Origin of the sequence: Streptomyces sp. WM4235, assembly GCF_001279725.1 — a bacterium.
Taxonomy (GTDB): Bacteria; Actinomycetota; Actinomycetes; order Streptomycetales; family Streptomycetaceae; genus Streptomyces.
Genome location: NZ_LGDE01000079.1, coordinates 91784 through 115795, shown reverse-complemented (window position 1 = coordinate 115795; position 24012 = coordinate 91784). Strand labels below are relative to the sequence as shown.

Sequence of the window (24012 nt, the reverse complement as noted above, 5' to 3'; positions counted from 1 at the left end):
GCTTCGCTCCGGGCGGGCCGCTCCTTCCCGGGTGCGCTGTTCCTGCCCGGGTGCGGGGAGGGGCGCGGGCACCCGGGGCCTCCTCCGCGGAGGGGCGCCCTCGCGGAGGGGGCGGGTCAGCCGACCTCCTGGGCCGCCGTTTCGATCAGGTCCGACACGGGGCCCGGCTGCGAGGCCAACGAGGCGTGGCTCGCGTCCAGCTCGATGGTCTTGCGGGCGTTCAGGCGGGCGGCCATCCGGCGCTCGTTGTCCGGGTGGATCATGCGGTCGGCCGTGGACACCTGGTACCAGGACGGCTTCACCCGCCAGGCGGGCGACGAGACGACGTCCCCGAAGGTCGACGCGATCGGTGCCTTCTGGGTGACCGCCATGACCAGGGCCTCCTCCGGCGACAGGTCCTGCGCGAAGCTCTCGCGGAACTTGTCCCGCTTGATCCACAGGTAGCCGTCCGAGTCCGGGGCGATGTTCGCGAACGCCTCGGGCGGGTTCTCCTGGCTGAGCGATCCGGGGCTCTCCCCGGAGTCCGGGGCGAACGCGGCGACGTAGACCAAGCCAGCCACGTTCGGCAGGTCGCCGGCCTCGGTGATCACCGCGCCTCCGTACGAGTGGCCCACCAGCACCACCGGCCCGGAGATCTGCCGGATCATCCTGCGGGTGCGCTCCGCGTCGTCGGCGAGCGCGGTCAGGGGATTCTCCACGGCGTACACGGAGTCGAAGCCGCGGCGGTCGAGTTCGGTGATGACCTTGGCCCAGTGGGCGGCGCCGCCCCAGAAGCCGTGGACCAGGACGATGGCGGGCTTGTCAGCCATGGGTTCCTCTCGGTTCTCGGCGACGCCCGGGGCTCGCTGTGAATCCCCGGGATCCGCTGCCGACCCACGAGGCGCCGGCGGGTGCGGGTGGCGCCCACGCTAGGCAGCCCCCGGGCGCCCCGCCACCGCAGCGTCCGCCATCGATCACACCGTGTCACTGCGGGCGCCCGCGCGAACGGCGACCTCGGGGCGCTACGGCAGGTCGAGCGTCGCCCGGTGGTCGCGCCAGCGGTCCATCAGTCCGTGCATTTCGTGCTGGAGGAACTCGAAGAACGCCGCCGTCTCGGCGACCCGAGCCCCCGCCGGGGAGCCCGCGCCCAGGCCAACCGCGCCCTCCCGGAGGGTCTTCTCGAACAGGGTCAACGCCTGGTCCCGACGGGTGAAGGTCTCGTACCAGAGCTCGTTGTGCAGGACGTACCGGTCGCGCCGGGAGCCCGGTTCGCGCTCCCGGCTGACCATGTTGACCTGGGTCAGGTACGAGACCGCGCCGGATACCGCCGCCGGGCTGATCTGGAGGGCCTCTCCGAGTTCCGCCGAGGTCATCGCCCCGCCGTCGCTCGCCAGCAACTGCGCGAAGACGCGGGACGCCATGCGCTGCATACCCGCCTCGGTCAGTTGCGCGGCGAACCGCTCCACGAAGCGGGATACCGCTTCCTCGTCCCGTTGCACGCTCATGTCCGCCACCCTTCCGACTTTACGCGATTCGCTATCTTCACAATTTTGTGAAAGTAGCGTACGTTCGGAAGCATGACGAAGGCAATCAGCGTCGCCGGACTCCACAAGGCGTTCGGCCGCACCCACGCACTGGACGGACTCGACCTCGACGTCACCGCCGGCGAGGTACACGGCTTCCTCGGCCCCAACGGCGCCGGCAAGTCCACCACCATCCGGGTCCTGCTGGGCATGCTGCGGGCCGACTCCGGCACCGCGACGCTGCTCGGCGGCGACCCGTGGGCCGACGCCGTCGCGCTCCACCGCCGCGTCGCCTACGTCCCCGGCGACGTCACCCTGTGGCGCAACCTCTCCGGCGGCGAGGTCATCGACCTCCACGGCCGGCTCCGGGGCGGCCTCGACCACGCCCGCCGCGCCGAACTGATCGACCGCTTCGAACTCGACCCGACCAAGAAGGGTCGTACGTACTCCAAGGGCAACCGGCAGAAGGTCGCCCTCGTCGCCGCCTTCGCGTCCGACGCCGAACTGTTCATCCTCGACGAGCCCACATCCGGCCTCGACCCCGTCATGGAGGAGGTCTTCCAGAGCTGTGTCACCGAGGCTCGCGCCGCCGGGCGCACCATCCTGCTGAGCTCACACCTCCTCAGCGAGGTCGAGGCCCTCTGTGACCGGGTCAGCATCATCCGCAAAGGCCGGACGGTCGAGACCGGCACCCTGGCCGAACTCCGGCACCTCACGCGTACGTCCATCAGCGCCGAACTGGCCGCACCGCCGAACGGCATCGCGGACCTGCCGGGCGTGCACGACGTGGAGGTCCGGGGCCTCGCCATCCGATTGCAGGCGGACACGGACACCTTGGACGCCGTACTGCGCTCCCTCACCGCGTCCGGGGTGAGGTCGCTGACCGCGACACCCCCGACGCTCGAAGAACTGTTCCTCCGCCACTACAGCGACGACGTCAAGCGCTACGGCGACGACGTCAAGGCGGGCGCACGGTCATGACGAACCAGACGACGGGACAGGCGACGGGCCGAGGGGCGGATCGGGCGACGGGCCGTGGGGCGGATGGCCGGGTGACCGGTGGCCGCGTGACGGGCGGGCGTGTGAGGGGCGGTCGCATGACGGGTGGTCGCGTGAGGGGCGGACGCGTGAGGGGCGGGCGTGTCGTGCCGAAGGGCCGATTCACCGGGACGGGCGGCCTCCTGCGCCTCGCCCTGCGCCGCGACCGGGTGCTGATGCCCGTCTGGATCACGGTCGTCGCGCTGATGGTGCTGAGCATGCCCGCCTCGCTCGACTCGGTGTACGCGACGGCCGCCGAACGGGCCGACCTGCTCGTCACCATGAACGGCAACGCCTCGCTCCGCGCCCTGTACGGGCCCGTCTTCGGCGACTCGGTCGGCGCCCTGACCGCCTGGAAGGGCGGGGTCTTCGCCGGACTGCTCGCCGGGGTCATGAGCCTGGTCGTCGTGGTGCGCCACACCCGTGAGGAAGAGGAGACGGGGCGTCAGGAACTTCTGTCCGCCGCCATGGTCGGGCGCCGGGCCCCGCTCACGGCGGCCCTGCTCGCCGCCCTCGTGGCCAACGGACTCGTCGTCCTGCTCGTCACCGTCGGCCTCGCCGGGCGCGGGACGGGCGGTGCCCTCGCCCTCGGACTCGCACTCGGCGCGACGGGGATGCTCTTCGCGGCGTCGGCCGCCGTCGCCGCCCAACTCACCGAGAGCGCGCGGCTCGCGAAGGGACTCACGGGCGCCCTGATCGGCGCCGCCTTCGTGCTGCGCGCGGCCGGCGACGCGGGAACCGCCGACGGCTCGTCGGCCCTGACCTGGGCATCACCGCTGGGCTGGCTGGAACTGGTACGGGCCTTCGCCGTCGAACGCTGGTGGGTGCTCGCCCTGTTCGTCGCTGCCACGGGCGCGCAGATCGCGGTGGCGTACGCGCTCGCCGACCGCCGGGACCTCGGCATGAGCTTCCTGCCGGCCCGGCCGGGTCCGGCGGAAGGCGGGATCGGCAGCGCCGGGGCGCTGGCCTGGCGGCTCCAACGCGGCGCCCTGGCCGGATGGAGCCTCGGGTTCCTGGTGGTGGGCCTGGTCTTCGGGGGGATGGCGGACGGTGCGGTCGAACTCGTCGGGGACAACGCCAAGACCCGCGAGATCATCGAGCGGATGGGCGGTACGGGCGCCCTCACCGACGCGTTCCTCGCGACGATGGCCGGGATGCTCGGCATGGTCGCCGCCCTCCACATCGTCTCGGCGGTGCTGCGGCTGACCGGTGAGGAGTCGGGGCAACGGGCCGAACCGCTGCTGGCGAACGCCGTCGGCAGGCTGCGCTGGGCCGCCGGCCACCTCGCCGTCGCCTTCGGCGGCTCGACCCTGATCCTGCTGCTCGGCGGGCTGGGTCTGGGCATCGGGCACGGCTCGGACATCGTCGGGGCGGTGGGCGCCTGCGTGGCACAGTTGCCGGCCGTCTGGGTGATCGGCTCGCTCGCCGTCCTGCTGCACGGCGCCGTCCCCCGGTACGCGGTCGCCGCCTGGGCGGTGGCCGGAACGGCGCTGGCGCTGGGCTGGGTCGGGCCGGCGCTGAACCTCCCGCAGGCCGTCATGAACCTCTCGCCCTTCGCCCACCTGCCGAAACTCCCCGGCCCGGAGCCGATCGCCTGGGCGCCGCTCCTCACCCTCGCCGCCCTGGCGGCGGCCCTGGCGGCCGTCGGCCTGACCGCACTGCGCCGCCGGGACATGACGACGTGAGGGCCCCACGGAGGTGGAGGAACGACGCGGCGCGGGGAGATCGGGTCAGAACTCCACAACCAACTCCCTTAGCCCCCTGATGACATACCCCTCCCGCCACTGCGGCTCGCGGACGAGCCGCAGTGGCGGCATCGTCTCCGCCAACAGCGCTCCGAACGAGGCCGACAGCTCCAGCCGGGCCAGCGGCGCCCCCAGGCAGTAGTGGATCCCCGCCCCGAAGGTCAGGTGGGGATTGTCGGTCCGTGCGAGGTCCAGGGTGTCGGGGTCCTCGAAGCGCGCGGGGTCCCGATTCGCCGACCCGAAGAGCAGCGCCACCTCGGCTCCGCGCGGGATGACGGTGTCCCCGACCCGGATCTCGTCGAGCACCCAGCGTTCGAACATTTGTAGGGGTGTATCGAATCGCATGAGTTCATCCACAGCTGTGGACAACTTTTCGGGATGCGCCCGAAGGTCCGTGAGCCGGTCGGGATGACGGAACAGCGCCCACCACCCGTTGACGGTCGTGTTGACGGTCGCCTCGTGTCCCGCGTTCAGCAGAAGTACGCAGGTGGAGACCATCTCCTGCTCGCTGAGTCGGCCGCCCTCATCGTGAGCGGCGATCAGCCCGGAGATCAAATCCTGACCGGGCCGCTTGCGCCGCTCACCGATCAGCGCCCGCAGGTAATCCCCGAACTCCACACTCGCCGTGACGGCCCGTCGGGCCGTCGCCTCGTCAGGCCGCAACTCGAACATTCCGCAGATGTCCGACGACCAGGGCCGCAGCAGCTTCCTGTCCGCTTCCGGGATCCCCAACAGCTCCGCGATCACCGCGACCGGCAGCGGCTCGGCGACCGACGTCAGCAAGTCCCCGCCCCCGTCGGCCAGCAGGCCGCCCGCCAACTCGCCGGCCAGTCGTTCCACCGCCGGCGCGAGCCGCTCCACGGTGCGCGGGGTGAACGCCTTCGCCACCAGTCGGCGCACCCGCGCGTGCGCGGGATCCTCCAGGTCCAACAGCCCGTTGCCGTTCAGGATGTGGAACGGCTCGTGCTCCGGCGGCGGCGCCTGCCGCCCGAACTCCTCGTGCGAGAAACGGTGCAGATACGTCCGCCCCAACCGCCTGTCCCGCAGTAGCGCGCTCACATCGGCGTAATGCGACACCAGCCACTGTCCGGTCGCTTCCGACCACACCGCGCGCCCCTGCTCCCGCAGCTCCCGGTAGGCGGGGTACGGATCGGCGACGAAGGCGGCATCCCACGGATCAAAGCCCATTCCCGCACCCTAGGGGCGGGCCGCCCCTCCCGACGGGAGTTTTGGATCACTTCCGGGAAATCCCCCGAAACGGCCCCCGAAGCGCCCTCCGAAACGACGCCCGACCGACCACCGAAACGGCCACCGAAACGGCCACCGAGGCGGCGCCCGACGCCGCCCCCGAGACGGCGCCCGAAGCGGCCACCGAAACGGCGCCCCGAGACCGGCCCCTGGGCCCCCGAAACGGCCCCCCGAGATCGCCCCCCGAGATCGCCTCCTGGGCCCCCGAGACCGCTCCCCGAAGAGGCCCCGCTACCTGCGACCGGCCGCGACACCCCCGTCGGCCGACGAGCGGACCTACGCCGGCGTGACCAGTCGTGTCTCGTACGCGAACACCGCCGCCTGCGTCCGGTCCCGCAGGCCCAACTTCACCAGGATCCGGCTCACATGGGTCTTGATCGTGGACTCCGCGACGACCAGCCGGTCCGCGATCTCGGCATTCGTCAGTCCCTGCGCGATCAGTATCAGGACCTCCGTCTCCCGCTCCGTCAGCTGCGCGACCCCCGCCGGATCCGAGAGGCGGGGGGACTCCGCGAGTTTCGAGAACTCCACGATCAGCCGCTTGGTCACCGAAGGTGCCAGCAACGCCTCGCCGGCCGCCACCACCCTTACTCCCTCGGCCAGTTGACGAGCCGAGGCGTCCTTCAGCAGGAATCCGGACGCCCCAGCCCGCAGGGCCTGGTACACGTACTCGTCGAGGTCGAAGGTCGTCAGAACCAGCACCTTCGCGTCCGTGTCGGCGGCCACGATCCGCCGGGTCGCCTCCAACCCGTTCATCTCCGGCATCCGGATGTCCATCAGCACCACGTCCGGCCGCAGAGCCGCCACCTGGGCGATGGCCTGGCGGCCGTCCACGGCCTCCCCGACCACCTCGATGCCCTCCATCGCGTTCAGCAGGACGGAGAAACCCTCCCTGACCATCATCTGGTCGTCGACGATCAAGACCCTGATCGTCATGCCGACGCCGCTTCCGACTCGGGACGGCTGCGCACCGGTATGAACACCGCCACCTCGAACCCACCCGCCGTCGTCTCCTGTGCCGTCATCTCCCCCTCCAACATCGCCACCCGCTCCCGCATACCGGTGATGCCGTGCCCGGCCCCCGGCGACGGGGGCACATCCGTGGTCCCCGGGCCATTGACGACCCGTATCCCCAGCCCGCCCAACACATACGACACCTCGACCCCGGCCACCGCCCCCGGAGCGTGCCGCAGGGTGTTGCTCAGGGCCTCCTGGATGATCCGGTACGCCGACAACTCCACACCCTGTGGCAACTCCCGCACCGCACCGGTGACCGTCTTCTCCACGGTGAGCCCCGCGTCCCGCACATTGGCCAGGAGCCCGTCGAGCATGGCCAGTGTCGGCTGCGGGGCATCGGGTGCCTCGTAGTCCGCGGACCGCACCACCCCCAGCACCCGGCGCAGCTCCGTCAGCGCCGCCACGGCGTTCTCCCGGATGGTGACGAAAGCCGCCTCCAGCTCCGGCGGCGGATTCTTCACCCGGTACGGGGCCGCCTCCGCCTGGATCGCCACCACCGACATGTGGTGCGCGACCACGTCATGAAGCTCCCGCGCGATCGTCGTCCGCTCCTCCAGCAGCGTCCGCCGGTCCCGCTCCACCGCCGTGACCTCCTGCTGCGCCGAGACCTCCGCCTTGGCGTGCCGGCGTATCTGGATGCTGCTCGCGACGAGCAGGGCGAAAGCCGAGGCGACGATCATGTTCATCGAGTTCATGCCGTACCGGCCCGCGAACAGCACCTCGACCGCCATGCTGAGGGCCACCGTGAGCGCCCACATCCAGGCCGCAACCCGCGGCCCCCGCCGGAAGGTCACCAGGACCATGACCGCGATGTACGCCAGGAAACTGCCCGGGGTCCAGGGCCACGTCATCGAGGACCCGCCCACCACGGCGAGCACCAGGGTCATCGCTACCGCCGCCCACCACGCCGCAATCGGGCGGACCAGCGTCATCAGCACCGGCACCGCCGCAAGGACACCACTGGTCAGCCGGCCCGCCGAACCGAGATAGGTGTGCTGGGTCACGGACGTGAAGAACACGATGAAGAGGGCCAGCGCACCCACCCGTACGTGGCGGATCCACCCGTTGTACTGGCGTATCGACGCCGGAAGCCGGCGGACGAACCACCCCTCGGTCGTCTTCGCCGGCAACGGCCGGAACGCGAAGGCATCGGTGATGAGGTCATGGCGCAGGGTCTGGAGCAGACCCGAAACCATCCTGAATTCCGGTGTCCGGGTTGTTCCCCGGGTGGTCGTCTCGGTCACATACAGAACCGTAGGTCCGTGCACCCCCCGCCCGCGTCGCCGCTGAAGGGGATATCCCAAGGTCCCCCTCAAGTACTACGCCGACATGTCAGTAGCCCGTCGGGCGGATCAGGCCCGTCTCGTACGCGAACACCGCCGCCTGGGTCCGGTCCCGCAGGCCCAGCTTCACCAGGATCCGGCTCACGTGCGTCTTCACCGTCTGCTCGGCCAGCACCAGGTGCCCCGCGATCTCCGCGTTGGACAGGCCCTGCGCGATCAACGACAGGACCTCCGTCTCCCGCTCCGTCAGCTCGTCGATCCGCGCCCGCGAGGGGCCCCGCGGTGCGCCCATCCGCGAGAACTCCGTGATCAGCCGCTTCGTGATGTTCGGCGACAGCAGGGCCTCGCCTGCCGCCACGACCCGCACGGCCTCCGCGAGCTGATCGGCGGACGCGTCCTTGAGGAGGAATCCGGAGGCCCCGGCGCGCAGCGCCTCGTACACGTACTCGTCGAGGTCGAAGGTGGTCAGCACCAGCACCTTCACCGTGGCGGCCGGATCACCGGTGATGATCGAGGTGGCCTCGATGCCACCCATGCCGGGCATCCGGATGTCCATGAGCACCACGTCCGGGCCCAGCTCGGAGACCTTCGCCACCGCCTCCGCCCCGTCCACCGCCTGCCCCACGACCTCTATGTCGGGCTGGGCGTTGAGGAGCACCGTGAAGCCTTGGCGGACCATCATCTGGTCGTCGGCGATCATCACCTTGATCGGTCCGACCGGGTTGTTCAGGACGGTCATCAGGCCTTCTTCGTCTCGTGCGACCCGGCAGCGAGGCTTCCGGGCGGATCCATGGGGAGGACGGCGCTCACCTCGTACCCGCCGTCGGGACTCGGCCCGGCGGCCAGTTCCCCGCCCAGCATGCCCGCCCGCTCCCGCATGCCGAGCAGCCCGTGCCCGGCCCCCGGGGACGGCGGGACGGGCCTGGTCGGCGCGCTGTTGGCGACACACAGGTGAAGTTCGCGTGGTCCGTACGCTATGCCGACCTCGACCCGTGAACCCGGCGCGTGGCGAAGGCAGTTGCTCAACGCCTCCTGCACGATCCGGTACGCGGTGAGCTCGACTCCCGGGGTCAGCGTCCGACGGATGCCCGCGACCGCGGTCGTGACCTCCAGACCGGCCCCCCGGACGTTGTCCACGAGGCTGCCCAACTCGGCCAACGTCGGTTGAGGGTGATGGGAGTCCGCCGAATCGTCGGGACTCTCCGAACGCAGCACGCCCAACACCCGGCGCAGCTCCGTCAGGGCCTCCAGGGCGTTCTCCCGGATACCGGCGAGGTTCTCCTTGAGCTCCTCGGACGGGTTCTCGACGAGGTGCGGGGCCACCTGAGCCTGGATGGAGATCACCGACATGTGGTGGGCGACGACGTCGTGCAGTTCCCGGGCGATGCGGCTGCGCTCCTCCAGCAGCGTCCGCTGCGCCCGCTCCGCCTCGGTCAGGGTCTCCTGCTCCACGAGCTTGCCGCGGGCCAGCCGCGAGGCGCGCAGCGCGTACCCGAGGAGACCGGTGAAAGCGAAGACGACCAGGGCCGCGAGGGTGCTGGTCTGGCTGCCGTCCGGCCGGCAGAGGGCCTCGGCCAGTCCGGTGCAGACGATCGGGATCGCGATGGCCGCGATGGTCACACGGGCCGGTACGCGCAAGGCGACCAGGAGGATCACCGGGGCGAAGGTGAAGAGGCCACCGGGCATCCAGGGCCACATCTGGCCCTGCCCCACGTGATCGTGGATCTCCCAGGCGGACATGCCCGCGGCGATCAGGCCGAGCCACCAGGCGGCGATGGGCCGGGACATCGCGATGGCGATGGCCGCGCCGCTCATGACCGACAGCGCCACCGGGGTACTGCCCGCCAGACCGTAGTGGTTGAAGAGCTGACTGCCGTGGAGGAAGCCGAAGAACACCGCGGCGTAGACCAACACCGCGTGCGGCAGCCGGGCCAGCCAACGGGGGCGTGACATCCGGGGCAGCGGGTCCCGCCGCAGAGTCAGGAGGTCCCGCGCAAGTCCCGTCAAGAAAGCGCGGGTTCGCACCGAGGGCGGGTCCGGGTGTTCTCTCTGCTCTTCCACGTCGTCCACCCTAGGCATGGGCGGTCTCCCTCTCGGATGCCGGCTGCCGATCCCGGGAGGCGGAGCCGACGTGGACGACGCGACCACCACGAGCGGGCTTTCCCTGTTCGTACGTCCGGAACGCGGCCCAGCACACCATCAGGGCGGCCGCGAACACCGGCAGCCACAGCAGACGAGCCGCTATCCAGACGGGGGAGTCGGGAACGGTGTGCAGACCCGGCACATCGACGGCGATCAGGAGGCCGAGAGCGGTGACGGCCATCATCGCGGTCTGGTGCCAGAGGAAGACGGTCATCGCGGACAGGTTCACCAGCGCCACCTTCGCCCAGGCCCGGGGTCGCCGCATGGCTCGGGCGAGCCGGTCGCGGACCAGGAGGGCCAACCCGCACTGGGCCACACCGAAGGCGACGGCCGCGATGGTCGGAGGGTTGAGGTTCGAGATCTCGGCGCCGGGGACGCCCACCATGGACGCCGGGTACCCGCCCCAGAGGATCAGTGCGGTGGTGGCGAGCGCGCCGCCCACCAGCAGGAGGAGGGCCGGGGTCCGTCGGGCAAAGGCCCCCCGGGACCAGGCGGCCCCCAGCGTGTACGGGACGAGCCAGCCGGCGGCGACATTGACCCAGCCGATCCACTCGGGACCCGCGAAGCCGAACCGCCAGACATCCACACCCGCCACCACCGCCGCCGGCCACAACGGGCCCAGTCGGGCGACGAGCGGGGTCGCGGCGGTGAGCGCGGCGAACACCAGCAGGAACCAGAGCGGCGACAGGACCAGCTTCACCAGCGACCTGACGGTGTCGAAGTCCACTCCACCGAGCAGCATCCCACCCGCCGTGATCGCCCACAGGGTGACGACCGCCGCCACCGGCCGGAACAACCGGCGCAGCCGCTGACCGATCCACGCCCCGTACGAGACTCCGCGCGACCGCGCCGACGCGTACCCCTGGGCCGCGACATGACCGCCGACCAGGAAGAAGACGGCCAGGGTCTGGAACACCCAGGAGACCGGGGCCAGCACGCTCATGTGGGCCAGCGGGCTTGTCGTGCTCAGACCGTCGTTGGCCGTGGTCATAGCGGTGACCAGCCAGTGGCCCAGCACCACACCGAGGATGGCGAGGGCGCGCAGGGCGTCAATGGAGCGATCCCGGGAGGCCGGGGTGGCGGCGTGGAGGCGGTCCGCGAGATCGGACCAGCGGTCGGGACGCTTACGCATGGGAGACCTCCGAGGAGTTCGGCCGCACGAGGACATCGGAAGCGGCGGCAGCGGTGACGACAGGGGTGGTGTCCGCGGAGCCCACGACGATGCGGGCCAGGCCGTCGAGGGACTCGGTACCGGGCCGCAGGTAGTCGCTGTGCCCGGCGTCACCCGCCTCGAAGGCCAGGGCGCCGAAGGCGGGATCCACCGGGTCGGTGCCGAATCCCATGGAGCCGAGCCGCACATGGGGCACATGGGCCACCCAGTCGTCGCTGCCGCGCCCGACCCAGACGCGCGCGGTGGTCGGCAGATCGGAGACCGACCCCGCCCCCGTCCCCGGGCTGCCGTACAGAACGGTGTCGGTGACCTCGGGGCCGGTCGTGGTGCGGGCGCAGACCACGGAGCCGTAGGAGTGGCACAGGAGCGATATCCGGGCGGCGGGCCGGGTGAAGCCCCGCAACTCATTCAGAAAGCGGCCCAGTTCGGTGGCGCCCTCGTCGGCGCGACCGGTGGTCAGGACCGTGGTGCTGACCGTGCCGGGGGTGTCGTACCCGAGCCAGGCGACCACGGCGGAGCGAGGATGCTCGGCCTGGAGGCGCTGCTGAAGGGCGACGGCCCCGGCACGGAACCTCTGATAGGTGTCCAGGGTGGTGTCGGAACCGGGTACCAGCACGGCCACCCGGTCCGCGGTCTCCACATCGCCGAACACCTCGACGACGCGCCCCTTCCCCCGCCCGTCGAAGCTCAGGAACCGGGCCCCGCCCGAAGGCGCCGCCATGGCCCGGAGCTTCGCCGCCCGGCCGCCGCGGCCCGCGTCCTGTGCCATCCGGGCCGCCTCCGCGAGATTGCCCTGGTTGGCGGTGTAGCGGATCCCGGCCGCGGTGCCGTCGGAGAAGGCCACCGGATTCGGGGCGGGCACGGCGGGCGTGGCGGCCGCCGACAGCGGGAACACCACGGCCGCGACGATCAGGCCGGCCAGCAGGGTGCGGCTCGTACTGCTGCCGATGCTCATGGCGTGGGTTCCTTCGGTCCGGAGGTCCAGAGAGGGGTGCGTTCTTCTGGTTCCGAAGTTAGGAATCGGGCCCCGTGGTCGGCGTCACGCTGCGGAGCCCCTTTGGTGAGTGGCTCTCAGGTATGACGGGGGCTACCTCCGAGCCACGGATCAGACCACGGATCAGACCCCGCCCGCCCTCCGATCCGATGACACACACTCCCGACAAACCGCCCACCGGGCTCGTTCGTTAGGGTCCGGGGATGATCAACGACGACTGGCGCAAGGACCGCATCGGCAGCGCGCACCGGGGTGAGAACCCCACCGTGCTCCGCCGCCTCGACTCCGGCTTCGCGGTCGTCGGGGACCGGCAGTTCCTGCCCGGATACGCGGTTCTGCTGACCGACGACCCGGCCGTGACCCGGCTCTCGGACCTGCCCCCGGCACGCCGGATCGCCTACCTCACCGACCTGGAGCGGCTCGCCGAGGCCGTCGAACGCGCCTGCGCGCGCCTCGATCCGGCCTTCCGCCGCGTCAACATCGAGATCCTGGGCAACACCGACCCGTACCTCCACGCCCACATCTGGCCCCGCTACGACTGGGAAGCCGCAGACATCGTCCGACTGCCTGTGTGGCTCTACGAGGACGAGGAGTTCTGGCGCGGCGACCGCCACGCCCTGGCGCCCCGCCACGACGCGCTGCGGGCCGCGATCGGCGAGGAGTTGGACGGCCTGCTCGGTCGGACCGGGCAGCAGCCCGGGGCGTCCGAACAGGCCTGACCGGTAAGCCGGGAGGAGACGGGCGGCGAGACGGGCGAGGGGACAGCAGCGAGGCGGGCGGGCGGCGCGGTCGGGGGCGCAGGGCGGACACGGTCGGGGGAGCCGGCCGGGGACGCGGGGCGGTCACGACCTCGCGGTTCAGTCCGCCACCAGGGGTTCCACGTAGCCCGCCCGCCAACGTGGTGCGGGATCCTGTCCGGGGCTGGTCCAGTACTCCCTGGCGCCCACGACCTCACCGTCCCGGACGGTCCACAGGGACACGGCCCGGTAGACGACATGGTCCTGGGGTATCTCCACCTCGCTGACGACGAGGTCCCCGTCGGCGAGGATGCGCAGGACCTCCACGGAGGCCTCGTCGGTGTCGGCGTCGTCGCTCAGGACGGCGATGAAGTTGGCCCGACCCACGATGCGCTCGCCGCTGACCGGCCACTCGATGACCGCGTCCTCGGCGATCAACTCGGCGACGCCGTCCCAGTCGCGTGCCTCGATCCGCTCCCACAGTCGTGCCACCACGCTCAACGGCTCCATGTGCGGCAGTTTGCGATGACGTTGACGCGCGTAACAAGCACTGCCTGCAAGGTTACTGACTTCGGCTTTTCAGGGTGAGGGTTACTGACTTCGGCTTTTCAGGGTGAGGTTGGCGCATCGAGGGTGAGTCCGGTGCCGGCTATGAAGCCGTCGAGGGTGTGGGGCCGGTATTGAAGGCGTTTGAGGCGGTTGCGGACGAGGGTTTCGAGCCGGTCGAGGGCCATGACAGCGAGGTTGGCGAGGCTGCGTTTGACGTGGGCCCACACCCACTCGACGGGGTTGAGGTCGGGTGAGTAGGCGGGCAGCAGGAACACGGTCAGCCACTCCCGCTCCGCCACGAATTCCCGCATTCTGCGGGAGACGTGGGTGTTCAGGCGGTCCCAGACCAGCACGATCGGCGCTTTGACGAGCTGGTGGACGCCGTCGAGGAGCGCGGTGAAGTCCCGCTCGCCCATGCTGCGACGTGTGCCCTTGCCCGCAGGGTGAGATCGAAGCCGGTGGCACAACCGCGTCCGGGAACCGGGCCGCATCGCGATCAGCCCGGCCACCGAAAGCCGTCCCGAACGCCGGCCGCTGATGGTGACGACCGGAGTCACCCCGCGCCGGCCCCAGGTCCGTCCCCGCGGCGGCCTGCGGGTGAACCCGGCCTCGTCTTCGAAGCAGACGTAGCCCCCGCAGGCCGCCCTCGCCCTTTTACCTCCGCCCAGGTCGCCTCCTTCCACGCGGTCACGGCCTGCTCGTCACGCTCGGCGACCCGCCGGGCGGGGACCTGCGGGGTGAAGCCGATCCGGTGCATCAACCGGGTCGCACCGGAGACGCTGTAGGAGACGTGGAACTTCCGGCCGATCAGCATGGCCACCCTCGATGCCGTCCACACCTGGTCCTCCACCCAGCCGTGAGCGGCCGGCCCCTGCTCCAGATATGCGGCCAGCTTCTCCAGGCACCGCGGGGACAGGCGACACCGCGACCCGCTCGGACCTCGGGAAGCCAGAGCCTGAACACCGCCGTCCCGCCACACCTGGTGCCACTGATAAGCCGATTTCACACTCACCCGCAGCCGCCGCGCGACTTCCGACGGCTTGATCTGCTGCTCGAACAGCTCGGCCGCCTGCAGCCCCGCCCCCATCCGCATATTTCACACACCACGGATACAGCCACCCACCCACACCCATCAGGGACTTCGCAACGATTCACCCCAACGAGCTGAAGTCAGTATTGACTTCGACACAAACGCCCGCGCCTACCCCCTCTCATACCTGAGAGGGGGAATCGCGGACCCCGTCAACTCACGCCGAAGGCTTCCGTCGGGCAGCAACCGGAGCCGACTGACCCCGCCGGGGGCGCAGGTCGCAGGGGCTCCGGAGGTGACGGTCGAGGCGGCCAGTTCCACCGCGTCGCCACCGCCGAGGAGGGTGGCCCGCCAAGTGCAGGAGTAGCCCGGGTCCTCGACCCGGAGGTTCATGACGGGGTCGCCGACCGCGCCGGGGGTCAGGGTGAGGTGCCAGGTTGCGGTCCCGGACCTCGCCCGCCAGGCGCCGGCGTAGGAATCGGGCAGCACCGCCGTCGCGGGTCCGGCCGCGGCACTGCCGGTGCCCGCAGTCCCGGTGCCCGCGCCGGCGCCGGTATCCGCGGTCCCGGTCCTCGGGGTCTCGGTCCTCGGGGCGGCGGCCGCGGACGGCGCGGCGCCGGCACCGCTCGCCACCGGTCGGGCGACGGGCGAAACAGCCCCGGGATCCGCGCTCATCACCGTGTGAACCGTGGCCCCCGACGCGACGGCGACGACCGCCGCCACCGCCGCCAGGAAGGCCGTCGAGGCGCGGCGCGGTCGGGCCCCGGGCGCGCGGTGCGGCCTGGGCGGCGGCGCCGGGGGCTGCCCGGGTACGGGCCCGTACGCCGCTCCGTACACCGCCCCCAGCGTCGGCGGGAGCACCGGCCCGGTCGCCGCCCCGAAGTCCGCCGCCCCATCGTGCGCCCGCTCGCCTGCCCCGTCGCGCGCCCCCTCGCCGGCCGTATGGACCGCCCCCTCGCCCGCCCCGTACGCCGGCGGGTGTGCGGGCCTCGGGGGTGGCGGTCGGTCCGGGCCGGCGTCCTCGCGGTCGAGGAGCGCCACCGCGTGCCGGCCGAGCAGTGCCACCAAGGGCGTCGGCAGCCACGGCTCCAGGGCCCGCCCGTCGGCCACGGTGTCCCCGGCGCCTATCCGGGCCGACGCCTCCGCGGACGTCGGCCGCGCGGCCGGATCCTTGAGCAGGCAGGCCCGTACGAGGTCGAGCAGATCGGCGGTCACGCCGGCCAGGTCGGCTTCCGCTTCGGCGACGCGCAGGAGTAACCCGGCCGCGCCGCCGTGCTGTTCCGTGTCCCCGAAGGGCAGTCGGCCGGTGGCCGCGTACGCCAGGACCGCGCCCAGGCGGAACACGTCACAGGCCGGCGTGACCGGCTCGCCACGCACCTGTTCGGGAGCCATGAAGCCGGGGGAGCCGACGAGGACCCCCGGCCGGGTGAGACCTTGATCGGAGGTGTCCGGGCCGTCCGGGGCATCCGGATCGTGCGGCGCCCGGGCGATGCCGATGCCGAAGCCGATGACGCGGGGGCCGTCCAGCGTGAGCAGCACGTTGGAGGGGTTCAGGTCGCGGTGGATCAGCCCGGCGCGGTGGATGTCCCGGAGGGCGTACGCGAGGCCGGTCGCGAGGATCCGTACGGTACGAGCCGGCAGCGGCCCGAAGTCCCGGGCCACGGCCCGGCGCAGGCTGGGGCCGGCGACGTGGCCGGTGGCGAACCAGGGCACCCGGGCCTCCGTGTCGGCGTCGAGGACGGGAGCGGTCCAGTCGCCGCCGACACGGCGGGCGGCGGCGACCTCCTGCCGGAACCTGACGCGGAACTCCTCGCGGAGGGCGAGGTCGGGATGGACGAGCTTGACCGCGACGGTGCGACCGCGGTCGGAACGGGCGAGGTAGACCTGACCCGTGCCACCGGCGCCGAGCCGGGAGAGCAGACGGTAGGGGCCGATGCGGTGGGGGTCGGCGGGGTCGAGTGGTTCCATGCCGGGTGGTCCCTCCCACGGGGGGTGGCCGGACGGGCCGAGCGTGGCGCGGTGTGCTCCGCGTGGGGAGGGACGGTGTCCGGGCGGGCCGTGGTTGCGGCGTTCCGCGGTTCCCGGTCCCGGGATTCCGTTTGTGGGGCCGCGGGGCGCGGCCCCACCGCCGGGCACGGTCAGGACGGGCCGGCGGCGCCCCCCGGCGCGGCACCTCTCGGCGCGGCATCCCCCGGCGCGGCGCCCCCCGGCGTGACATCCCCAACAGAGACATCCCGGACCGAGACATCCCGGACCGAGACATCCCCGTCCGCGGCGTCCCCGATCCCGGCGTCCCCGGTCCCGGATTCCCCGAACCCGGCCTCCCCGTCCGCGGGATCGCCGAGGGTGTCCAGGGCTGCCGCCAGGCGTTCGAGGACGCGGGCCGTCTCCGCGAAGGCGGACTCGCCCAGTTCGGCGGCGAGTCGGGCGGCCAGGGTGGCGTGGCCCGGGGCGATGCGCGCGATGGCGGCCCGACCGGCCTCCGTCGGACGCAGCAACTTCGCCCGCCGGTGGGCCGGGTTGGGGACGTATTCCGCGAGGCCGCCCGCCGCCAACAGGTCCGCGACGCGCTGGACGCTCTGGCGGGTGATGCCCATGGTCCGGGCGATGCCCGCGACGGGCAGTGGCTCCCGGAGCACCGCGCCCAGGACCTGCCAGCGGGCCGCGGTCAAGCCGGCCGGGCGGGCCAGTTCCTCCGAGACGGCGAGGAACTGGCCGTTCAGCCGGAACACCCCGAGCGCCGTACGGCTCAGCAGGTCCTGCCGGGCGCGCCCGGAAAGCCCCTCGGCCGCCGCCCCGGCCCCGCCCACTGCCGCCTCCTCCTGCCCGGGCACCGACTCCCGCCCGGGCACCGACTCGGGCACCGACTCCCGCCCGGGCATCGACTCAGGCATCGCCGGCTTCCGCCGCCGCCATCAGAACCGGGAACGCGCTCGCGTCCGAGTCGTGGAAGAGCCGGTACCAGGCGTCCAGTACATCGGGCTTGTACACGTCCAGCCGGGCGAACACCTCGCGGGCGAAGGCCACCGGCTCGGTCGGGCCCGCCGTGATCAGGTCGCCGTCCGTGACCGCGTCGGCCTCGACGTAGTTCGCGCCGCCCCCGTACCCGGGCTGCGCCCCCAGGTACTCGGCGGCTCCGCTGGTGTGCGGGCGGCCGTCCAGCAGGCCGGCCCGGGCGAGGCCCGCGGTGGCTCCGCAGATCGCCGCGACCGGGACCCCGGCCGCCAGGAACTCGCGGGCCTTCGCCGCGAACGGCGCCAGCTCGTCCCCGGTGTCCCAGAGCGCCGCCCCCGTGAGGATGAGCAGGGAGGAGTCCTCGGGGCGCAGGTCGGCGAGGGCCTGATCGGGCAGGACGCGGAGGCCGCCCATGGTGGTGACCGGAGTGTCGGCTGTGGCGCCGACCGTGCGGACCTCGTGGCCGCGCTGGGTGAGGTGCGCGGTGGTGTGGCCGGTCTCCCAGTCCGCGTACGTGTCGTAGACCGCGAGGTGGACGGGCTTGCGCGGGGTCTCGCTCATGGTGCTCGCCTCCGTGTGTGGGTGTGCGTGCCTGTACGAGGTGCTCGATGTCCTGCGGTGCGAGGGCGGGCGGTCCGTCACCCGAGGGCGGATGGTCCGTTACCCGAGGGCGGGCGGTCGCTCTTCGACCGTCACCCCCACAACACGACAGAATCCTGTCATGACGACAGCATGCTGTCAACGGGTCCCGGTCCGGTGCAGACAGACTGCCGAGGGGCGACCCCCACCCCCATACAGTCCGCCGATATCCCTCCCCACCTGCGCACTTCTAGCGTGACCGCATGACCCCTCATGTCACCGGCGCCTCCGTCAAGGCCGCCGACCGCGCCCACGTCTTCCACTCCTGGTCCGCCCAGGCCCTGATCGACCCGCTCGCCATTGCCGGGGCCGAGGGGTCGTACTTCTGGGACTACGACGGCAACCGCTTCCTCGACTTCTCCTCCCAACTGGTGAACACCAACATCGGCCACCAGCACCCCAAGGTCGTCGCCGCGATCCAGGAGCAGGCCGCCCGGCTCTGCACCCTCGCGCCCGGCTTCGCCGTCGACGTCCGCTCCGAGGCCGCACGCCTCATCGCCGAGCGGACCCCCGGCGACCTCGACAAGATCTTCTTCACCAACGGCGGCGCCGAGGCCGTGGAGAACGCCGTACGCATGGCCCGGCTGCACACCGGCCGTCAGAAGGTGCTGTCCACCTACCGCTCCTACCACGGGGCCACGGCCGCCGCGATCAACCTCACCGGCGACCCGCGCCGCTGGCCCTCGGACACCGCCGCGGCCGGCGTCGTGCACTTCTGGGGTCCGTTCCTCTACCGCTCGCCCTTCCACGCCACCACCGAGGCCGAGGAGTGCGCCCGCGCCCTGACCCACCTCGCCGACACCATCGCCTTCGAGGGCCCGGCGACCATCGCCGCGATCATCCTGGAGAGCGTCCCCGGCACCGCCGGGATCATGACCCCGCCGCCGGGGTACCTGGCCGGCGTCCGCGAGCTCTGCGACCGCAACGGCATCGTCTTCATCCTCGACGAGGTCATGTCGGGCTTCGGCAGGACCGGCAAGTGGTTCGCCGCCGACCACTGGGACGTCACCCCCGACCTGATCACCTTCGCCAAGGGCGTGAACAGCGGCTACGTGCCGCTCGGTGGCGTGGCCATCTCGGCCGCCATCGCCGAGACTTTCGCCACACGCCCCTACCCGGGCGGTCTGACGTACTCCGGCCACCCCCTGGCCTGCGCCGCCGCCGTCGCGACGATCAACGCGATGGAGGAGGAGGACGTCGTCGGGAACGCCGCCCGGATCGGGGAGCGGGTGATCGGACCGGCGCTCGCCGAGATGGCCGAGCGGCACCCCTCGGTCGGGGAGGTCCGGGGGCTGGGCGCGTTCTGGGCGCTGGAGCTCGTACGGGACAAGTCGACGCGGGAGCCGCTGGTTCCGTACAACGCGGCCGGTGCGGACAACGCGCCGATGGCCGAGTTCGCGGCCGCCTGCAAGGCGTCCGGTCTGTGGCCTTTTGTCAACATGAACCGGACACATGTCGTGCCTCCGTGCACGATCACGGAAACCGAGGCCAAGGAGGGTCTGGCCCTGCTGGACGCGGCGCTCGAGGTGGCCGACCGGCACGCGGTCGACGCGTAGGGATGCGGACGGAGGTCGTCCGGATATCGGGCGTCATATCCGTATACCGGCCACAAACCGTTCGGTTTCGGCCGCGCTGCCTGGCCTAAGGTGTCCGAAGTTCTACGGAGGAGACGGACCCCTATGCCAGGCAGCGGAGCTGTCACCCGCAACACACTTCGCCGGCAGATCGCGGACGCGCTGCGTGACGAGGTGCTGGCGGGACGCCTGCCCCCGGGGACCGAGTTCACGGTCAAGCAGATCGCCGAGCAGTACGAGGTCTCCGCGACCCCGGTGCGCGAGGCGCTCGTCGACCTCTCGGCGCAGGGGCTGTTGGAGTCCGTGCAACACCGGGGGTTCCGGGTCCGGACCTACTCCGTCGACGACTTCCGGGGCATGATCGAGGCCCGGATGCTGATCGTGGACGGGATATTCCGCCGGCTCGTCGAACGCGGCACCGGACCCGGGGCGGGCGAGATGCTCGTCTCCGTGCGACGCCGGGGCGAAGAGGCGCGACGGGCCGCGCAGAGCGGTTCGCTCGAAGTGCTGATCGGCTACGACCTGCGCTTCTGGCGGGAGTTGAGCGGGCTGGTCGGCAACACCTACATATCCGAGTTCCTGCACCGGATACGCGTGCAGTGCTGGGTCTTCTCCGTCCCCCACCTCCAAGGCGCGCCGGACATGCGCAGCGCCCTGTGGGACGGCCACCGCGAACTGGTGGAGGCGGTCACGCGGGCGGACGCGACGGAGGTGCGCCGACTCGTGCACGCGTACAACCAACACGGCCTGGACTGGGCGGCCGGACTGTAGCCGCCCCCGCCGGACCGTGGCCGCGCCGGGCGCGCCGGGCCCGGCGCCCGGGCCCGGCGCAGGGTCGGCGGAGGCCGCAGGTTCTGCGGACCCCTTCGCTGAGCGTGTCCGGCGCACTACGCTGGCGGAATCGGCGGCAACGACTGATCGGAGCCCGAGTGGCCTGTGACCTGTGGCTGGTTCCCCTTGTCGACGTGCTGTGCCACAGCCCCGACAACCCCTTCGCGGAAGAGATCGCCTCGTACGACAAGGCGTTGGGTGCGGCGGGACTTCCGTCCGTGCCCGTGTTCGCGTACATGCCGGGGCTCTCCGGCGACGTCGCGCCGGTGGCCGGTTTCGACTACGACGCCCTGCACTTCCTGCGGAGGGCGTACCTGCTCCAGATCTGCGGACTGCCGGTGACCCCGGTGGACGAGCTGGGCGGGGACTACGAGCAACTCCTGGAGATGTTCGAGTCGACGGCGCAGCAGTCGCACCTGGTGTGGCACTACGACCACGCGGGTGCGTACGTGCCGGTGGACTTCGCGGCTCCGCTGGCCAACGAGGAGCTGCTGGCCGGGGGCGGCCCGCTGGGATCCGCCCAGGGGCTGCTGCGGGAGCTGGCCCTGGTCGCTCCCGCGATCGGGATAGACCCGGGGAACCCGCCGGCGGCGCCCGCTCCGCCGGGGCGGCCGACGTCCCTGGAGGAGCCCGCCGGGCCGATCCCGTACGACGACAGTCCGTTCGCGCGGGAGCGACACGTGTGGCTGGGGTTGCACGCGGCGGCGACGCGCAGCCTGGGCCAGGGCTCGATGATCATCTTCAGCTGACCGGCGACCGGCGGTCAGTGACCCGTGACCGGCGACCGGCGCGACCGGGCGGCCAGTGGCCAGTGGCCTGTGGTTGTCCCGACCCGACCCGACCCGTCCGCCGGGGCGGGCCCCCGTTCTCAGCGGGGCTGCTCCGGCGGCCGCTGGCGGGGCATGTTCGGGCGGGTGCCCGGCGGGAGCGGGAACCGAGCGGCCGGGACGCCCGGGTCGGTACGGGCCGGGGACGTGGTCAGGGATTGCATCACCAGCGGCGCCGGTCCGGCCCGGAACTCCACCATCCAGTCCGCCGTCTCCGAGCGGACCAGATCCGTGACGTCCTCCGAGAAGCGCCGCAGCACCGTCAGGCACCGCTCCGCCGCCTCGCTCGCCGTGCCCTCCGTGGGGCCCAGCACCTCCCGCACGTTCTCCGAGGCCCAGTCGAACTGCAGCGCCTGGAGTCGCCGCTGCACGGCCTGGGCCGTGGCGACGTCCCGCATCCACCCCGAGGTCAGACCGAAGAACCGGTCGCAGGCCAGGCAGGCGGCGGCCAGCAGCAGGCACAGGTACCCGTACGAGGACGCGCCCGGCGCCGAGCCCGTCAGCTCCAGCAGTGGCATGGCGGCACCCGTCACGGCTCCCGCCGCGGCGCCGGCCCGCAGGGCACGGGCACCCCGCCGCTTCCACGCCCGGTCGGCCAGATACCACTCGGCGGTGCGCAGCGCATCCGCCTCGACCCGTCGGTAGAGCTCGTCGAGCCGCTCGGCGGGCTCGCCCCAGTCCCCGAGAGGGAACGGTCGCCCGGTCAGGTCGCCGTCCTCTGCGGGATCCCGGGGTGGCCCCTCGGGCTGCATCTCCGGCTGACTCACCGGGCACTCCCTCTGCCTGCGCTGACGTGTCGTGGTGCGCGTGTGCGCAATGGTGCGCATGCTCTTCCTACCTTCGAATGACACGCGATGGACGACGAATCCCGGGTTTTCCGCTCGCAAGGAGGTCTCCATCAGGTACGCGCGCCCCCCGTCTCTCACTCGAAAGAGTTGGTCCTCACGGCGTAGGGCGCGCCGCGCGGGGAGCACGTAGGCTCGGATTGACCAAGCGTTCCCAAGGTGTGGAGTGAGTGCCCTGTGATTTCCGGTGGTGGCCAGCCCGACATGCAGCAGCTGCTCCAGCAGGCCCAGAAGATGCAGCAGGACCTCGCCGCGGCCCAGGAGGCGTTGGCCGAGGCCGAGGTCGAGGGACAGGCGGGCGGTGGCCTGGTGAAGGCCACCGTCAACGGTTCCGGTGAGCTGCGCGCGCTCGTGATCGACCCGAAGGCCGTGGACCCCTCGGACACCGAGACCCTCGCCGACCTGGTGGTCGCGGCGGTCCAGGCGGCCAACGAGAACGCCCAGGCGCTCCAGCAGGAGAAACTGGGCCCCCTGACCGCGGGTCTGGGCGGCGGCAGCGGCATTCCGGGCCTGCCGTTCTAGACCCTTTCCGGCCCTCGCGGCCGGACCGTGAAACCCCACAGCGAAAGAAGGCAGTCCGTTGTACGAAGGCGTGGTCCAGGACCTGATCGACGAACTGGGCAGGCTGCCCGGCGTCGGGCCCAAGAGCGCGCAGCGGATCGCCTTCCACATCCTGCAGGCGGAACCCACCGACGTCCGTCGCCTCGCGCACGCGCTGCTCGAAGTGAAGGACAAGGTCCGCTTCTGTGCGGTGTGCGGGAACGTGGCGCAGGAGGAGCGGTGCGGGATCTGCCGTGACCCCCGCCGCGACACGACGGTCATCTGTGTCGTGGAGGAGCCCAAGGACGTCGTCGCGGTCGAGCGGACCCGCGAGTTCCGGGGCAAGTACCACGTACTCGGCGGGGCGATCAGCCCGATCGAGGGCGTCGGTCCGGACGACCTGCGGATCCGTGAGCTGCTGACGCGCCTGGCGGACGGCACGGTGACCGAGCTGATCCTGGCCACGGACCCGAACCTGGAGGGCGAGGCGACCGCCACCTACCTCGCCCGCATGATCAAGCCCATGGGCCTGAAGGTCACCCGCCTGGCCAGCGGGCTCCCCGTCGGGGGAGATCTGGAGTACGCGGACGAGGTCACGCTGGGGCGGGCCTTTGAAGGAAGGCGACTTCTCGATGTCTGACGCAACGCTGCACGCCCTGGGCCAGGATCCGGACGACTTCGCGGTCCAGATCGCGGACCAGATCGAGTCCTTCATCGTCGCGGTCACCGAGGTGGCCAAGGGCGAGGACCCGGACAGCGCCGTGCCCTTCCTCCTCCTGGAGGTTTCGCAGCTGCTGCTGGCGGGCGGCAGGCTGGGCGCGTACCAGGACGTCCTGCCCGACGAGCGTTACGAGCCGGACCTCGGGCCGGAGCCGGACGTGGACGAGCTGCGCGAGCGGTTCGCGTACATGCTGGACCCGGTCGACGTGTACTCCGAGGTCTTCGACCCGTACGAGCCGCGCAAGGCCCCGGTCGCGCACCGGATCTCCGACGACCTGGCGGACGTGGTCGCCGACCTGCGGCACGGGTTGGCGCACTACCGGGCGGGCCGGACGACCGAGGCGCTGTGGTGGTGGCAGTTCTCGTACTTCTCCAACTGGGGCTCGACGGCCTCGGCGACCCTGCGCGCGCTCCAGTCGCTCGTGGCCCACGTACGGCTGGACCAGCCGCTGGAGGAGCTCGACGGTCTGGACACCGACGAGGACCTGACCGAGGAGGATCTCGCGGAGCAGGCGGGGCGGGTGATGGTCGAGGAAATCGCAGGTCCGCTGGGTCTGGGCGGCAAGCGGGCCCGCGGCGCGAGCGAACCCATTCTTTGATCGTTTAGTCTCATGATGTGGTACGA

Annotated in this window: 22 protein-coding genes and 2 pseudogenes; 9 read left to right on the top strand and 15 right to left on the bottom strand. The window is 71.8% G+C overall.

The features are described 5' to 3' along the window. Positions 1 to 116 precede the first annotated feature (116 nt). Positions 117 to 809, bottom strand: coding sequence for an alpha/beta hydrolase (locus ADK55_RS09075; RefSeq protein ID WP_053676958.1), 693 nt, complete (start codon positions 807 to 809; stop codon positions 117 to 119). A gap of 192 nt (positions 810 to 1001) precedes the next feature. Then, positions 1002 to 1484, bottom strand: a complete 483-nt coding sequence (locus tag ADK55_RS09070; protein ID WP_053676957.1) for a GbsR/MarR family transcriptional regulator — start codon at positions 1482 to 1484, stop codon at positions 1002 to 1004. Between the two features lie 72 nt (positions 1485 to 1556). On the opposite strand from ADK55_RS09070, the gene ADK55_RS09065 reads away from it, so the two are divergent. Further along, a complete protein-coding gene (locus tag ADK55_RS09065) occupies positions 1557 to 2483 on the top strand; it encodes an ABC transporter ATP-binding protein (protein WP_053676956.1) in 927 nt (308 codons plus the stop codon). Positions 2484 to 2599: 116 nt separating this feature from the next. Continuing rightward, complete coding sequence (locus ADK55_RS09060) at positions 2600 to 4225, top strand: ABC transporter permease (protein ID WP_420713607.1); 1626 nt, start codon at positions 2600 to 2602, stop codon at positions 4223 to 4225. A gap of 45 nt (positions 4226 to 4270) precedes the next feature. On the opposite strand, the gene ADK55_RS09055 is transcribed toward ADK55_RS09060, so the two are convergent. From ADK55_RS09055 to ADK55_RS09025, 7 genes are all read right to left on the bottom strand, one after another. Then, entirely contained in the window at positions 4271 to 5473 is a 1203-nt protein-coding gene (locus ADK55_RS09055; RefSeq protein ID WP_053676954.1) for a cytochrome P450, read from the bottom strand. 336 nt (positions 5474 to 5809) lie between these two features. Further along, positions 5810 to 6469 carry a response regulator gene (locus tag ADK55_RS09050; protein WP_053676953.1) on the bottom strand — a complete coding sequence of 220 codons (660 nt, stop codon included), beginning with the start codon at positions 6467 to 6469 and terminating at the stop codon, positions 5810 to 5812. Then, positions 6466 to 7794, bottom strand: coding sequence for a histidine kinase (locus ADK55_RS09045; protein ID WP_420713606.1), 1329 nt, complete (start codon positions 7792 to 7794; stop codon positions 6466 to 6468). The genes ADK55_RS09050 and ADK55_RS09045 overlap by 4 nt, the downstream gene beginning before the upstream one ends. Positions 7795 to 7882: 88 nt before the next feature. Next, positions 7883 to 8572: a response regulator gene (locus tag ADK55_RS09040; RefSeq protein WP_053676951.1), complete on the bottom strand. Its 690-nt coding sequence runs from the start codon at positions 8570 to 8572 to the stop codon at positions 7883 to 7885. Next, positions 8572 to 9786, bottom strand: a complete 1215-nt coding sequence (locus ADK55_RS09035; protein WP_234349969.1) for a sensor histidine kinase — start codon at positions 9784 to 9786, stop codon at positions 8572 to 8574. Before ADK55_RS09035 ends, ADK55_RS09040 begins: the two co-directional genes overlap by 1 nt. Before the next feature lie 118 nt (positions 9787 to 9904). Continuing rightward, positions 9905 to 11107: an acyltransferase family protein gene (locus ADK55_RS09030; protein WP_053676949.1), complete on the bottom strand. Its 1203-nt coding sequence runs from the start codon at positions 11105 to 11107 to the stop codon at positions 9905 to 9907. Then, positions 11100 to 12101 carry an alpha/beta hydrolase gene (locus ADK55_RS09025; protein WP_063839485.1) on the bottom strand — a complete coding sequence of 334 codons (1002 nt, stop codon included), beginning with the start codon at positions 12099 to 12101 and terminating at the stop codon, positions 11100 to 11102. Before ADK55_RS09025 ends, ADK55_RS09030 begins: the two co-directional genes overlap by 8 nt. Positions 12102 to 12343: 242 nt before the next feature. On the opposite strand from ADK55_RS09025, the gene ADK55_RS09020 reads away from it, so the two are divergent. Next, positions 12344 to 12859, top strand: a complete 516-nt coding sequence (locus tag ADK55_RS09020) for an HIT family protein (RefSeq protein WP_371591403.1) — start codon at positions 12344 to 12346, stop codon at positions 12857 to 12859. 138 nt (positions 12860 to 12997) lie between these two features. Here the strand turns inward: ADK55_RS09020 and ADK55_RS09015 are convergent, their stop codons facing one another. The 5 genes and pseudogenes from ADK55_RS09015 to ADK55_RS08990 form a co-directional block, all read right to left on the bottom strand. Next, positions 12998 to 13387: a nuclear transport factor 2 family protein gene (locus tag ADK55_RS09015; protein WP_053676948.1), complete on the bottom strand. Its 390-nt coding sequence runs from the start codon at positions 13385 to 13387 to the stop codon at positions 12998 to 13000. A gap of 98 nt (positions 13388 to 13485) precedes the next feature. Then, positions 13486 to 14498, bottom strand: a pseudogene (locus ADK55_RS40920) (IS630 family transposase); the annotation flags it as partial. Positions 14499 to 14627: 129 nt separating this feature from the next. After that, complete coding sequence (locus ADK55_RS09000) at positions 14628 to 16424, bottom strand: serine/threonine-protein kinase (RefSeq protein WP_053676947.1); 1797 nt, start codon at positions 16422 to 16424, stop codon at positions 14628 to 14630. A 365-nt stretch (positions 16425 to 16789) separates the two neighbouring features. Further along, positions 16790 to 17350, bottom strand: a pseudogene (locus tag ADK55_RS36175) (MarR family winged helix-turn-helix transcriptional regulator); the annotation flags it as partial. Further along, on the bottom strand, positions 17343 to 17972 hold the full coding sequence (locus ADK55_RS08990; RefSeq protein ID WP_053676946.1) for a DJ-1/PfpI family protein: 630 nt from the start codon (positions 17970 to 17972) through the stop codon (positions 17343 to 17345). The gene ADK55_RS08990 and the pseudogene ADK55_RS36175, both read right to left, overlap by 8 nt. Before the next feature lie 281 nt (positions 17973 to 18253). Here ADK55_RS08990 and ADK55_RS08985 point away from each other — a divergent pair, with 281 nt between their 5' ends. The 3 genes from ADK55_RS08985 to ADK55_RS08975 all read left to right on the top strand — a co-directional run bounded on the left by ADK55_RS08985 (position 18254) and on the right by ADK55_RS08975 (position 21204). After that, on the top strand, positions 18254 to 19606 hold the full coding sequence (locus tag ADK55_RS08985; RefSeq protein WP_053676945.1) for an aspartate aminotransferase family protein: 1353 nt from the start codon (positions 18254 to 18256) through the stop codon (positions 19604 to 19606). 123 nt (positions 19607 to 19729) lie between these two features. Then, positions 19730 to 20395 carry a GntR family transcriptional regulator gene (locus tag ADK55_RS08980; RefSeq protein WP_053676944.1) on the top strand — a complete coding sequence of 222 codons (666 nt, stop codon included), beginning with the start codon at positions 19730 to 19732 and terminating at the stop codon, positions 20393 to 20395. 158 nt (positions 20396 to 20553) lie between these two features. After that, positions 20554 to 21204: a hypothetical protein gene (locus tag ADK55_RS08975; RefSeq protein WP_053676943.1), complete on the top strand. Its 651-nt coding sequence runs from the start codon at positions 20554 to 20556 to the stop codon at positions 21202 to 21204. A 119-nt stretch (positions 21205 to 21323) separates the two neighbouring features. On the opposite strand, the gene ADK55_RS08970 is transcribed toward ADK55_RS08975, so the two are convergent. Continuing rightward, a complete protein-coding gene (locus ADK55_RS08970; RefSeq protein WP_199826477.1) occupies positions 21324 to 22049 on the bottom strand; it encodes an SLATT domain-containing protein in 726 nt (241 codons plus the stop codon). A 255-nt stretch (positions 22050 to 22304) separates the two neighbouring features. Between ADK55_RS08970 and ADK55_RS08965 the strand changes: the two genes are divergently transcribed. From ADK55_RS08965 to ADK55_RS08955, 3 genes are read left to right on the top strand one after another with little or no spacing between them, the layout of a single operon-like run. Next, positions 22305 to 22649 carry a YbaB/EbfC family nucleoid-associated protein gene (locus ADK55_RS08965; protein WP_078998671.1) on the top strand — a complete coding sequence of 115 codons (345 nt, stop codon included), beginning with the start codon at positions 22305 to 22307 and terminating at the stop codon, positions 22647 to 22649. Positions 22650 to 22707: 58 nt separating this feature from the next. Further along, entirely contained in the window at positions 22708 to 23307 is a 600-nt protein-coding gene (gene recR / locus ADK55_RS08960; RefSeq protein ID WP_053676940.1) for a recombination mediator RecR, read from the top strand. Continuing rightward, positions 23300 to 23986 (top strand): DUF5063 domain-containing protein, encoded by a 687-nt coding sequence (locus ADK55_RS08955; protein ID WP_053676939.1) that lies wholly within the window; start codon positions 23300 to 23302, stop codon positions 23984 to 23986. Before recR ends, ADK55_RS08955 begins: the two co-directional genes overlap by 8 nt. The last annotated feature ends 26 nt before the right edge of the window (positions 23987 to 24012 follow it).